We start from the raw sequence: 12,147 nt of genomic DNA, 5'->3' as shown, positions 1-12,147 counted from the left end.
GGTGGCGATGCCCGCGCCCTTGGCCACGCTTGGCGCCTGGCGTCGCGTCGTGCTGCCTTGGCTGGCGGCCGCCGTCGCCGGCTGCGGCAGCGCTCCGCCGGTCGGCATCGTCGATCAAGCCCCACCCACCGCTCGGCCGTCCAAGCCGCCCGTGGGCGGCGAGGTGCTCGGGCAGAGCGACCGCTTCGTCGTCTACCAGCCCGGCACGGACGACACGCTGAAATCGATCGCCGCGCGATTCCTCGGCAGCGAGGAGCGGGACTGGGTGATCGGCGATTTCAACGGCGTGAGCCGCGTGCAGCCCGGACAGCCGCTGGTCGTGCCCCTGGTCACGCTGAACCCGATCGGCGTGCATGCCGACCACTACCAGACGGTGCCGATTCTTTGCTATCACCGCTTCGCCGCCACCGGCGGCAAGATGGCCGTCTCGCCCGCGACCTTTGCCGCGCAGCTCGACTGGCTCGCGCGCAACGACTACCACGTCATCCGGCTGGCGCAGCTGCTCGGCTACCTCGAAGGGCGGCAGGCCCTGCCCAGGCGCTCGGTGGTGATCACCATCGACGACGGCTACGAGTCGGTGCATCGCCACGCGCTGCCGCTGCTGCGCAAGCACGGCTTTCCGGCGACGCTGTTCGTCTACACCGACTTCATCGGCGCCGGCGATGCGCTCAGCTGGTCGCAGCTGCACGAGCTCGCCGCCTCCGGACTGGTCGACGTGCAGGCGCATTCGAAGACCCATCGCAACCTCATCGAGCGTGCAGCCGGCGAAAGCGAATCGCAATACCGTGCCGGGCTCGAGACCGAGGCGAAGGCGCCGCGCGACATCCTCGAGCGGCGCCTGCCGGTCCAGGTGCGCCACTATGCGTTTCCGTACGGCGACGCCAACGAGGCCGTGCTGGACCTGCTCGCGAAGCAGCACTACCAGCTGGCCGTCACCGTCAATCCGGGCGGCAACGCCTTCTTCGCGCAGCCGCTGATGCTGCGCCGGACCATGATCTTCGGCGACAGCGACCTCGAGTCGTTCAAGGCCAAGCTGCAGATCAGCCGCGGGATCGGCGCGCCATGAAGCGATGGATTGCGTGCGGTCTCGCAGCGCTGGCCATGGCCGGCTGCAGCACGCCCCCGCCGTCGCCGCCACCCGGTCCCGCTGCTGCCGCGGACGAGACGGCGCTCGCGGCGCGCATGCCGCCGCCGGCGAGCGTCTTCGAGCGGCGCATGCGTGACCGTGCGCTGAGCCAGGGCCGTCAGGGACGGCTGGCCGAGGCCTCGGTGTCGTGGGAGATCCTGACGGTGCTGCGTCCCGATGTGGCGGACTACCAGGACCGCCTCGCCGAGATCAGGCGCCTGATCGATACGACGGTGCTCGATCGGCTGCAGCGCGGCGCGCAGGCGCACAAGCGCGGCGACCTCGATGGCGCGTCGACGCAGTACCTCGCCGCGCTGTCGCTGCAGCCCGATCATGCGCAGGCCGCCGATGCGCTGCGCCAGATCGAGCGCGAGCGCAACAAGCGCAGCTATCTCGGCAAGTACTCCCGATCGACCCTCACGCGGCGCGCGATGGCCGAGGCTCAGGCCAACGCCGCGCCTGCCGTGCCGCTGGATCGCAACGAGGTCGAGCATGCGTCCATGCTGGCGACGCAGGGCGAGCTCGACGACGCGATCGTGCTGCTCGAACGTCATCTCGCGCTCGACAAGCGCGATGCCGCGGCTTGCCAGCTGCTGGCCGACGTCTACTTCCAGAAGGCCGAGAAGCAGCTCGTGCGAGACAAGGCGGCGGCGATGGCGTCGTACGAGAAAGGACTGCGGCTCGATGCGTCGAACCCGCGTGCCGCAAGCAAGCTCAAGGCGCTGAAGAACGGGAACGGCAGCGGGACAGCGGGCGCCGCGGCAAGCTGCGCATCACGCGCCTCCTAGTGGCCTGTAACGGCCGGCATGTCGGCGCCGTCACGCCGACCTACAGCTTCTTCACCTTCTCCTTGAGATTCAGCGCCCGCTGCCGCTCGAGCTTCGCTGTCTCGTTGGTCGGATCCACGCCGAGCACGCGGTCCCAGGCGCGGATGGCTCCGTCGAGGTCCTGTCGCGCGAACGCGGTGCGCGCGGTCAGCGAGTAGCGGACCACGAGCTGCTTGCGGGCCTGCTCCGCCTTGGCTTCGGCGCCCGGCTGGTCCAGCGTGGCCGCGCGCTTGTATTCGTTGAACGCGCGCTCCAGGTCGCCGCTGCGCTCGGCCGACTCGCCCGCGCGCATCGCGCGTTCGCCCGGCGTGGGTTCGGGCGGCGCAGGCGGGGCGACCACCACCGGCGGGGGCGCGGGCGCGGGCGGCGCGGGCGCAATCACCACCGGTCCCGGATCGCGTTCGCGCGGCGCGGCAGGCGCCGGAGCCTTGCCGGGAATGCGCAGGATCTGACCGCCCGCCACCTGCTTGGGCACGGCGACGTTGTTGTAGCGCGCGAGGATGTAGAAGGAATAGATGTCGCCGAGAAAGCGGCGGGCAATCCCCGACATCGTGTCGTTGGGCTGCACGGTGTAGGCGAAGGACTCGCGGCCCAGCGCCGCGACGGGGTCGGCCGTGATCTGGCGCATCAGGTTCAGCGCCAGCTTGTTGTTGGGATCGCCGGCCAGGGCGCGCTGCAGCTCTGCCTTGGCCTGTTCCTCGTGGCCGTTCTCCAGCATTCCGGCGGCCGCGAGGGCGATCCTTTGCGCCTGCTGCTGCGTGGCCGGTGTGGCCGGCGCGTTCAGCGGCGGAACGACGATGGTGGGATCAGGCGGCGCCGGCGCGGGCGCCGTGGTGGCGGTGCCGCCTTCTGCGCCTGGCGTTGCAGGCGCCCGAGGCGCCTGCTGGCAGGCGGCCAGCAGACCGACACAGGCGTACAGCAGAACGACTCGCTGATTCGTCATGGCTTGGTGAACATGGCCGCGCACGGCGGAGCCGGACCGAGGGGGAAGTTTCCCCCATATGGTCCCAGGGCGTGCGTGACTTTCGGTCATTGTCGATACGGAGCGACACACGCGGCGACCGGCGCATGACTTTCGTTCATTGAAGCGCTGCGGCGCGGGCGCGACCATGCCTCATCACACTCGTCCCGCATCGACGTCTCGAGGGATGAACACCATGACACTGACCCTGCGCGCGGTCTCGCTCAACGACCTGCCGCTCACCCAGCCGATCACGGCTCATTTCGACCTGCAGGGCGGCACCATCGGACGGGCCGACCACAACACGATGGCGCTGCCCGATCCCGAGCGCCACATCTCGCGCCAGCAGGCCGAGATCAGCGCGGGGCGCAGCGGCTACGTCATCAAGAACGTCGGCAGCGCGAACCCGATCGTCGTGCGCAACCAGACGCTGGCCCAGGGCGAGTCGACGCCGCTGATGCACAGCGACCAGGTGCGCATCGGCGGCTATCTGCTCGAAGTCATCGAGGATGCCGCCAGCGAGGGGACCACGATCACGCGCGGGCGGGCCGCGGTCGATGCGGTCGGCGTCCCGCGCCCGCGCGATGCATCGGTCGACCTCGGCGGACCGTTGTCCAGCAGCAATCCCTTCGCGGAGCTCCTCGGCGAGCCGGCCACGCCCGCGCGGCACGCGCCGCCGCCGGCCGCAGGCGCCGTGTCGGCACCGGCGCGGCTGCCCGACGACTTCGATCCCTTCGCGATGCCCGCGCCGGCAGCGCCGCAGCCGATCCCGACCGCGGGCGGCGGCGCATTCGAGGACCTGATCCCGAGTGCCGCCTCCGCATCGATCGACGACCTGATCGGCGCGGGCGGCAGCGGACGCGATCCGCTGGCCGACTTCATGGCCGATGCGCTGCCGGGCGCCGGCGGGGCACCGGCGGGCGCGCCGCTGTCCAAGGATCCGCTCGTGCTGTTCGGTGGCGCGGCTTCGCGTGCCGTGCCCGAGCTGCCGCCCGATCGCACGCCCGAGCTGCGGGCGGCCTTCACGCCGCCGAATCCGGTGTCGGCGCGGCGGCCAGAGCCGCCGGTGCTCGACGAGGCGGCCGTCGTCTCGGTGCCGCTCGCCGGGGCCGGCGCCGAGCCGGCCGCCGTCGACGAAGGCGATGCGACGGACCCGTGGACGGCTTTCTGCCAAGGCGCCGGCGTGAAGCTCGCCGCGCCGCACGACGCCAGCCCGGAATTGATGCGCCTGGCCGGCACGCTGCTGCGCGCGGCGGTCGAAGGCACCGTGCAGCTCATGGCAGTGCGCTCGGCCACGCGGCACGAGCTGCACGCGCAGGTGACCGTCATCCGTCCGCGCAACAACAACCCGCTGAAGTTCTCGCCCGATGCGCAGTCTGCGCTGGAGCAGTTGCTGCAGCCGCCGCTGCGCGGCTTCCTGCCCGGGGCCGCCGCGATGACCGATGCGATGAACGACCTCGTCGGGCACGCGATCGGGACCATGGCCGGCACACGCGCCGCACTCGAAGGCGTGCTCGCGCGCTTCTCGCCGCGAGAGCTGGAGGCCAAGCTGGTTGGGCGTTCGGTGCTGGACAGCGTCCTGCCGATGAACCGCAAGGCCAAGCTGTGGGAGCTGTACCTGCAGCACTACGAAGGCATCCGCGACGAGGCGCAGGAAGACTTCCATGCGCTGTTCGGCAAGGCGTTTCTCGCGGCCTACGAGCAGCAGCTCGAACGCTTGCGGCGCGACAAGCCCGCGCCGCCCCGGTGAGCCCGACGTGCTCGACATCGCCGTTGCGTCGCGCAGCGAAACAGGCCAGCGCGACACCAACGAAGACAAGGTCCGCGTCTGCCGCGAAGGCCCACGCTGGCTCGCCGTGGTGGCAGACGGCGCCGGGGGCCACGTCGGCGGCGCCGAGGCCTCGCGGCGCACGGTGGACCATCTGGAAACGGCGCTGCATGAAGGCAATCCGCCGTTCACCGCCGATGCGTTGACGGCCGCCGTGCTGTCGGCGCATGCCGACGTGTTGCGCGCGCAGCCCGGCGCCGAGGGACTGGGCCGCATGCACTCGACAGTGGTCGTGCTGTGGGTCGATGTCTCCACCGAACGTGCGCTGTGGTCGCACGTGGGCGACTCGCGGCTGTATCGCGCGCGGCATGGGCGGGTCGATCTGCTGACTGCAGACGACAGCGTCGTGCAGCGCATGGTCGACGCCGGGCTGCTGACGCAGCAGCAGGCCTTGGTGCATCCGCAGAAGAATCAGCTGATCGCGGCATTGGGCATCGACGACGCGGTCGATCCGCACACGGTGGCGCGGCCGGTGGCGATCGAGGAGGGGGATGCCTTTCTGCTGTGCAGCGACGGGTGGTGGGGTGCGCTGGAGCCGGGATGCATCGCGAGCACGCTGTCGCAGGCGGATTCGCCGGAGGAATGGCTGGCGGCGATGCGGCGCGAGATCGAGCGGCAGGCGGCGCCGCATCAGGACAATTTCAGTGCGATCGGGGTATGGGTGGGGGACCTGGGGGAGGCGACGCGGCCGATGGCGGCGGGATAGCAGGCCATCGGAATCCGGCACGACGAGAGGCGCCGACAATGGCGCGGCACATTCGCGACATGCCCAAAGGACCCAGGATGCGATACCACCTTCCCCTCATCGTGCTGGCCATCGGCGCGACCGCGCAGGCCGAGCCCATCGGTTCTGTCGACACGGTCTTCAAGCTCATCGGCCCGGACCACAAGATCGTGGTGGACGCCTATGACGATCCCAAGGTCGGCGGCGTCACCTGCTACGTGTCGCGCGCCAAGACCGGGGGCGTCAAGGGGGCGCTCGGCGTGGCCGAAGACAAGTCCGACGCGTCGATCGCCTGCCGTGCAATCGGGCCGATCTCGGTGTCTCAGGCGCTTCCTCAACAGGAAGAAGTCTTCAACGAACGCATCAGCCTGATCTTCAAGAAGCTGCGCATCGTGCGCATGGTCGACAAGAAGCGCAACACGCTCGTGTACCTGACCTATTCGGACAGGCTGATCGAAGGGTCGCCGCAGAACTCGGTGACCGCCGTGCCGGTGGACAGGGGCACGGCCATTCCGTTGAAGTAGACGAGCCCCATCGGTCGGCGCTTGCGTCGCAAGTTGGCTGCGGCCGGGGGTGCCACCTCTCTACTTCGCCTCGTGATGGTCGTTCACGTAGCTCATGGGGATCCACCGGTAGCCCGAGCCGTCGCGCCGCAGATGGCCGACACCGGGGAACGAGACGTGGTCGGCTGCGACCCAGTACCGGTTCCTGACCGCATCGGCGAACGCCTGCCTGCGAGTCGCCGCGGCCGCCTTGGGGTCGACATCGAAGACGATCGTCACGCCGGGGTTGGGCATCTGGACTTCCGCCACATGAACCAGATCGCCCCAGAACACCAGCTTCTCGCCTTTGCTCTCGAGCGCGTAGAAGGTATGGCCCGGTGTGTGGCCCGGAGCGGCGATGGAACGAATTCCGGCAAACAGCGTGGTGGCGCCTGAGAACGTCTTCACCTTGCCCGCATCGACATAGGGCTGCACCTTGGCCGAGGCCTCGTCGAAGTACTTCCTGGCCGCCTCCGGCGCCCGCGCGCGATTCTGCGGATTCAGCCAGTACGCGACTTCCTTCTGCTCGAGGTGGACCGTGGCGTTGGGGAACACCATGCGCTTGCCATCCATCAGGCCACCCGTGTGGTCGGTGTGGATGTGGGTGATCAGGATGTCGGTGATCTGCTCCGGCGTGACGCCTGCCGCCCGGAGGCTGGCCTCCAGCTTGTTCAGCGTCGGGCCATAGAGCTCGCCCGTGCCCGCGTCCAGGAGGATCAGGCGGCCGCCCGCCCGGATCAGGTAGGCATTGACGGACGCATCGACATCGGTCGTCTGGTGCGTGTCGGCCAGGCGCGATGCCACCTCGCCCGGCCTGGCGTTGGTCAACAGCTTGAGCGTCGGGATCGGCAGCGTGCCGTCGGAGAGGGCCGCGACCTCGACGTCGCCGATCTTGAAGTGGTGGTAGCCGGCCTGATAGCGGCTGAGCTTCGTCGGCGGTGCCTCGGCCGCGACCGCGACCGGGGCAACGAAGCCGGTCGCGACATCGGCGGCCATCAAAGCTGCAAGGAGTGTGCGTTTCATCGTGGACCTCGTGTTGAACGATGAAGCGGACTATAGTTATCGCAGTTTGGTTGATAAAGATTCGGTTTGCTATTTCAGAATCAACATCATGGAAACAATGATCGACAACCTGATCGAGCTGACGATCTTCGACAAGGTGGCCAGCGCGGGCAGCCTCACGGGGGCCGCCCATGAGCTGGGCCTGTCGTTGGCGGTGGTCAGCAAGCGGCTGGCCTCTCTTGAGGCGCGCATGGGCATCCGACTGCTCAACCGCACCACGCGGCGGCAATCGATGACGCAGGAAGGCGAGCGCTTCCACCTGCATTGCGTGCGCATCCTTGCGGAGGTGCAGCAGGCGGAGGCCGTCATGCAGCACAGTCGTACCGACATCACCGGTCAGTTGCGCGTGACCGCGCCGCGCATGCTGGGCACGCGGTATCTCGCGGCGCTGGCAGCGCAGTTCCAGGCCATGCACCCGGCGTTGAGGATCGAGCTCGTCCTGAGCGACGACGTGGTCGACCTCGTCGAGGAGGGCATCGACCTCGCACTGCGCTTCGGGGCGCTCGCCGACTCCATCATGACGGCGCGCCACATCGCCGACAGCGAGCTCGTCCTGTGCGCCGCGCCGGACTACCTGCAGCGCTTCGGCTCGCCCGACACGCCTGCCGCGCTCTCCGGGCACAACTGCATCCTGTATGGCACGCGAAGCACGCGGCATTGGCTCTTCCAGCACGAAGGCAAACCGGTCTCGGCCGAGGTGAACGCGACCTTCCTGTGCAATGACGGCAACGCCGCCAAGGCGCTGGCGCTCGCGGGCGGCGGAATCTTTCTCAAGTCGATATGGGACGTCGGCTCCGAGCTCAGGGACGGGAGCCTCCTGCGCGTGCTGGAGCGATACAGCATGCCCAGCGCACCGCTGCATGTCGTGTACCCGCATGCATTGCACCTGGCTCCGCGGGTGCGCCACTTTGCCGACTTCGCGCTCAAGCGCCTTCGCCGTGAATGGGAGCTGCTGACCGATCAGGCCTCTGCGGCGCGAATGAGGGTGTGATTGCGCCGCACGGAGCTCGCTGGCGCACCGGCTTGCGCGTGCCCGGGCGGTTGGGCTGATCCAGCCCGGACGTCATGCACCTTATGCTTGACAAGGTCCTGGGTGGCCAGGCGCCTTGACACCGGCACCGTCGACCCTGTTGCGCATACCCCATCGGAGCTGTCGAACCATGAAAGTCGTGATGTTCTATGAGATCGCCCCGGACGGGATGTCCAAGGCCCAGGCGAACATTGCAGGGCATCGCGCTCGCTTGAGCGATTTCCATGCGCGAGGTGTCCTGTTGATGGCAGGCCCGTTTGCCAATCCAGCCGAGGGTGCCATGGGCGTTTTCACCAGCCGGGCCACGGCGGAAGAATTCATTCAGGGCGATCCATTTGTCATCAATGGCGTGGTCGCCAAGTGGTCGCTTCGCGAATGGAATGAAGTGCTTGCATAGGCCTGGCGCCTGCGTTGCACAGTCGCGCAAACGAGATCGACATGAATGAAATCGAAACGCTGGAAACGAGGCTCGTCTACAAGAACAGATGGATGAGCGTGCGAGAGGACCAGATCCGGCGGCAGGACGGTTCCGTCGGGACGTACGGCGTCGTCGAGAAGAAGGATTTCGCCGTCATTGCCGCTGTGCAGGACGGTAGGCTTGTGCTGGTCGAGCAGTACCGCTATCCGGTGCGCGGGCGCTTCTGGGAGTTGCCTCAGGGAACGTGGGACTCCGAGCAGGATCATTCCGACGAGCTTGCCATGGCGGAGCTGAGGGAAGAGACGGGCTTGGTGGCCCGGTCCATGGTGCAGGTGGGTCATCTGTACCTGGCCTACGGGTTCTGCACTCAGGGCTACACCATCTTCCTTGCCACCGATCTGGAGCAGCGAGAGCCACAGCTTGAACCTGAAGAGCAGGGCCTCGTCTCGTCCTGGTTTGATCTTTCCGCCGTCGAGCAGATGATTCGAAATGGCACGATCGTGGATGCATCGACCGTAGCAGCCATGAGCTTGATCAAAGCCAAGGGGTTGCTGTGAGTGCGGCGAGGGCGAAAGTTTCTACCCATGAGCGTCTGCGACACCGACGTTCCACTGGACAAGCTCACGACGGCGCCTGTCCCCGTCGGCATCAAAGCCAGCGCCGCGCACCCCCTGACAGCCTGCACATGTCGTCACGCCTTGCCGCACCATGGGCGGATCAGCATGCGGCGCCTGTCAGCATCCCAGCCGGACCCGCTCGGCGTCGATTGCAGCCAGTGCAGCCACGGCCGCCTGGACACGGCGCCGCGTCGCTTCGCTCGGTTCGGCCTCGCTGTGCAGCTGTCGCCTGGCGGCGTCGAGTCGCTCCTGCGCTTCCTTGCGCTGCACGGCGAGCTGAGCGCAAGAGAGCTCGCCCTCGGGCCCGACGATGTGCACACGGCGGGTCGGACTGACCCCTCCGAACACGGATCTGGCCCGACGGCTGCTCATCTGGAACCTGGCCCGGAGAAACCCGGGCGTGCTGCCCATGAGCGTGAACGTGAAGGCATGGGATCGATTCGGAAGCACACGCACGTTCAGGGGAATGCGATCCACGCCCCAGACCGCATCCAGCACGGCCAGAGAGTGCTCACCGGGCCGCCACGTGCTGACGCCGGTGTTGCGCACCCTCACGGTCACGGCGAAGCGGCGGCCGCTCACGGCCTCTTCCGGGACGGTCAAGGTCTGGAACTGCGCGTCGTCCCGGATCTGGCGAATGCGCGGAGCACTCAGGTCCAGGTCGAATGCGGTTTCCAGGACCTGCTGCTGCCCCTCCACGCTCGCTGCAAAGCGGTACCGGCGTGTGGCAGGATCGCGCAACTCGACGCGCACCCGCCCCACGGTCCGCTCCATCAGCAGGCCCGAGAACTGGCAGAGATAACGCTTGCGATCACCGGAATCGAGGAAGTACTCGCCCGAGCCGCCTTGAAAGATGTCGTCGAGCCCGACGTCCTCCGCGCTCAGCTTCCCCCAGTCCTTGCGCTCGTCGAGCAAGGTGAGCAGGTCCATGTCATGCAGGTCGATGTCGAGGTCGGCATCGGCATGCGAAACCGCCTGCGCATAGATGTCGCCGCGCACGGGAGGATGCGACAGCGCCGAGCTGGTGATCTGGAGGATCAGCGGATTGCGGCGATGATCGGCCCCGGCCGCGACCGGCAGCGACCGAATGGCGTGCATCGTGCCGGTGTGGATGTCACCCGACAGCACGAACACCGACCGTGGACGCGGCGGATCGTCGCCCAGGCCGTTGGCCAATCCAAAGAGGATGTCGAGCAGACGCACGAGGTCGGCCCGGTTCTCGTCGAGATCCCAGCGCTCGGCCAGGTCCGCCGCGGAGAGCAGTGACTTCTCGACCCACTGCTCGAAGACCTCCTCGCCGACCGCATAGCCTACGGACCCGAGCACTGCCGCGCCGATGCCGGCCCCGGCGGCAGCGCCGAAGGGCCCGGCGAGGATGCCGCCCACGACCGCGCCGACAAGGGTGCCGGTGAGGGCACCGGCGGCCGCAACGCCCTGCTGGGTCAGCTCCTCCGCCACCGCCAGGATGGTTTCGGTCGGCAGGAGCGCGAGCGGCACGGGCGCGACGAAGAAGATGACATCGGCATTGCGCACCTCGTCCGACGCGACCCACGCCTGCAGGTCCTGCAACTGCATGTGGCCGAACACCGGCGTTGCCGGCGCACCCGATCCACGCGCAGTGCGACCGTCCATCACGAAGAAGGCGGCCGGGCCCCACCTGAAGTGATAGTGGAACGGGCCGCCCGGTTCGCCGGGTCCGCCCGGATTGCGAGCATGCTGGAAGTGCCGATAGCACTCCAGTGCAGCAGCCACCTTGGTATCGCCGAGATTGCCGGCGCCGAAGTCATCGGCCACGTCGTGGTCGTCGAGCACCATGTAGGTCGGATGCGTGCGCATCACCTCCCTGGGCGGCCAGTGCGCCCAAAGCTGCTTGTAGCGACGCATGTACTGCTCGAAGGGCGACGCGTTCGGCCATTTGTCCTCGATGCCGTCGCCGTAGATCTGATCGCCGATCAGCATCAGGAACTCGAAGTCCGCGTGATCGACCAGGTGCTGCCATCGCTCAAGGCTGCTCAGCGCCTCGTCGCTGGGAGATTCGGGCGTGCCGGTCACGACCGGCCGATGGCAGGAGCCGAACGCAAAGTCCAGACGCATGCTCGTCGGCGACGGTGTCCGGAAGTCTCCTTTCGCGAGCACGATGTCCTTGCGTCCCTTGCGAAGGCTGAGCGAGTAGTGATGGCGCGTGCCGGGCGCAAGTGCGTCGAAGTCGACCACCGCGGTCGCGCTGGCCGCGTCGAAGGTGACCGCCTGGGTGCGTCCGAGGGCCGCGGCCGCCGTCGCACGTCGCGTGGCGGACGGCGCCAATTCCTGGTCGGAGATTAGCCGGCACGAGAACCGCTGCAACGACGTCGGCTGGAACGGCAGGCTGAACCAGAGGCGTGTCGAGGTGGGCGTGGTATGGCCCACGATGGACATGCCGAGGTCCACCGGCATGACGATGGCTTGGTCGGCGCCGTTGTCGAGCTCGTCGAGGATGGCGAAACGGTCGAGACGAACCCCCAGGAATTGCGCGAACACGTCGACCCGCGCCTTGACGGCTGCCGCGATCCTGCCGTCGAGGCTTTGTGCATTCTTCAATTCGACGAAGAATTCGTCGACGTCGAATGTGAAAGTGCACGCGCCCTGAGCATCCGTTGTCTTCGAGTCTTGCACGGACTTGCCCAGGCCGGGGTTCCCTTCGAGCTCGCGCATGGCAGGCGCGTCGGGCTCGGGGTCGTTCGGGTCGGGGCGGACCCGGAAGAACGGATAGACCAGAAGATTGACCGTCAGCTCTGCGGCTGCGAGCGGGCGAGCGTCCATGAAGTCGAGGGCGCGAACGTTCACCGTGATCATGCTTCCCCCCGGAACTGCCCAGCCCTTAGATTAGGAGTCCCGCTGTGGATGTTCAAACGCCGCGCAAGCCAGCCCTGACATGACGCGAGGTCGACTGCGTGAAGCGACCGGGCCACCACGCGCCTTGCCGGCCTGCGCAATGCTGGCGCCAGCGACTTCGGTGTAAGACAATTCGAGGTC

The 12,147-nt window shown here is 67.9% G+C and carries 11 protein-coding genes; 8 read left to right on the top strand and 3 right to left on the bottom strand.

What is annotated here, in order from left to right:
- The first annotated feature begins 7 nt into the window (after positions 1-7).
- Both P7V53_RS25400 and P7V53_RS25395 read left to right on the top strand, forming a co-directional pair.
- A complete protein-coding gene (locus tag P7V53_RS25400; RefSeq protein WP_280152277.1) occupies positions 8-1,066 on the top strand; it encodes a polysaccharide deacetylase family protein in 1,059 nt (352 codons plus the stop codon).
- Positions 1,063-1,914, top strand: a complete 852-nt coding sequence (locus tag P7V53_RS25395; RefSeq protein ID WP_280152276.1) for a hypothetical protein — start codon at positions 1,063-1,065, stop codon at positions 1,912-1,914. The genes P7V53_RS25400 and P7V53_RS25395 overlap by 4 nt, the downstream gene beginning before the upstream one ends.
- Positions 1,915-1,954: 40 nt before the next feature.
- Here the strand turns inward: P7V53_RS25395 and P7V53_RS25390 are convergent, their stop codons facing one another.
- Positions 1,955-2,896: a LysM domain-containing protein gene (locus P7V53_RS25390; protein ID WP_280152275.1), complete on the bottom strand. Its 942-nt coding sequence runs from the start codon at positions 2,894-2,896 to the stop codon at positions 1,955-1,957.
- A gap of 214 nt (positions 2,897-3,110) precedes the next feature.
- Here P7V53_RS25390 and tagH point away from each other — a divergent pair, with 214 nt between their 5' ends.
- The 3 genes from tagH (at position 3,111) to P7V53_RS25375 (ending at position 5,990) form a co-directional block, all read left to right on the top strand.
- Positions 3,111-4,664 (top strand): type VI secretion system-associated FHA domain protein TagH, encoded by a 1,554-nt coding sequence (gene tagH / locus P7V53_RS25385; protein WP_280152274.1) that lies wholly within the window; start codon positions 3,111-3,113, stop codon positions 4,662-4,664.
- A gap of 7 nt (positions 4,665-4,671) precedes the next feature.
- A complete protein-coding gene (locus tag P7V53_RS25380) occupies positions 4,672-5,448 on the top strand; it encodes a protein phosphatase 2C domain-containing protein (protein WP_280152273.1) in 777 nt (258 codons plus the stop codon).
- A 77-nt stretch (positions 5,449-5,525) separates the two neighbouring features.
- On the top strand, positions 5,526-5,990 hold the full coding sequence (locus P7V53_RS25375) for a CreA family protein (protein ID WP_280152272.1): 465 nt from the start codon (positions 5,526-5,528) through the stop codon (positions 5,988-5,990).
- 60 nt (positions 5,991-6,050) lie between these two features.
- On the opposite strand, the gene P7V53_RS25370 is transcribed toward P7V53_RS25375, so the two are convergent.
- Entirely contained in the window at positions 6,051-7,031 is a 981-nt protein-coding gene (locus tag P7V53_RS25370; protein ID WP_280152271.1) for an MBL fold metallo-hydrolase, read from the bottom strand.
- Between the two features lie 88 nt (positions 7,032-7,119).
- Between P7V53_RS25370 and P7V53_RS25365 the strand changes: the two genes are divergently transcribed.
- From P7V53_RS25365 to P7V53_RS25355, 3 genes are all read left to right on the top strand, one after another.
- Positions 7,120-8,061: a LysR family transcriptional regulator gene (locus tag P7V53_RS25365; RefSeq protein WP_280156614.1), complete on the top strand. Its 942-nt coding sequence runs from the start codon at positions 7,120-7,122 to the stop codon at positions 8,059-8,061.
- Between the two features lie 169 nt (positions 8,062-8,230).
- Complete coding sequence (locus P7V53_RS25360; RefSeq protein WP_280152270.1) at positions 8,231-8,497, top strand: YciI family protein; 267 nt, start codon at positions 8,231-8,233, stop codon at positions 8,495-8,497.
- Between the two features lie 41 nt (positions 8,498-8,538).
- Positions 8,539-9,075 carry an NUDIX hydrolase gene (locus tag P7V53_RS25355; RefSeq protein WP_280152269.1) on the top strand — a complete coding sequence of 179 codons (537 nt, stop codon included), beginning with the start codon at positions 8,539-8,541 and terminating at the stop codon, positions 9,073-9,075.
- A 177-nt stretch (positions 9,076-9,252) separates the two neighbouring features.
- Here the strand turns inward: P7V53_RS25355 and P7V53_RS25350 are convergent, their stop codons facing one another.
- Positions 9,253-11,967: an alkaline phosphatase D family protein gene (locus tag P7V53_RS25350; RefSeq protein ID WP_280152268.1), complete on the bottom strand. Its 2,715-nt coding sequence runs from the start codon at positions 11,965-11,967 to the stop codon at positions 9,253-9,255.
- Positions 11,968-12,147 lie beyond the last annotated feature (180 nt).

Origin of the sequence: Piscinibacter sp. XHJ-5 (assembly GCF_029855045.1) — a bacterium.
GTDB lineage: Bacteria > Pseudomonadota > Gammaproteobacteria > Burkholderiales > Burkholderiaceae_C > Albitalea.
The sequence above is the reverse complement of the archived record's forward strand: the minus strand, read 5'-3'. Positions and strand labels throughout refer to the sequence as shown.

Coding starts and splice junctions, on each gene's coding strand:
- P7V53_RS25400 (WP_280152277.1), top strand. CDS start 8: ATGCCCGCGCCCTTGGCCACGCTTGGCGCCTGGCGTCGCGTCGTGCTG.
- P7V53_RS25395 (WP_280152276.1), top strand. CDS start 1,063: ATGAAGCGATGGATTGCGTGCGGTCTCGCAGCGCTGGCCATGGCCGGC.
- P7V53_RS25390 (WP_280152275.1), bottom strand. CDS start 2,896: ATGACGAATCAGCGAGTCGTTCTGCTGTACGCCTGTGTCGGTCTGCTG.
- tagH (WP_280152274.1), top strand. CDS start 3,111: ATGACACTGACCCTGCGCGCGGTCTCGCTCAACGACCTGCCGCTCACC.
- P7V53_RS25375 (WP_280152272.1), top strand. CDS start 5,526: ATGCGATACCACCTTCCCCTCATCGTGCTGGCCATCGGCGCGACCGCG.
- P7V53_RS25370 (WP_280152271.1), bottom strand. CDS start 7,031: ATGAAACGCACACTCCTTGCAGCTTTGATGGCCGCCGATGTCGCGACC.
- P7V53_RS25365 (WP_280156614.1), top strand. CDS start 7,120: ATGGAAACAATGATCGACAACCTGATCGAGCTGACGATCTTCGACAAG.
- P7V53_RS25360 (WP_280152270.1), top strand. CDS start 8,231: ATGAAAGTCGTGATGTTCTATGAGATCGCCCCGGACGGGATGTCCAAG.
- P7V53_RS25355 (WP_280152269.1), top strand. CDS start 8,539: ATGAATGAAATCGAAACGCTGGAAACGAGGCTCGTCTACAAGAACAGA.
- P7V53_RS25350 (WP_280152268.1), bottom strand. CDS start 11,967: ATGATCACGGTGAACGTTCGCGCCCTCGACTTCATGGACGCTCGCCCG.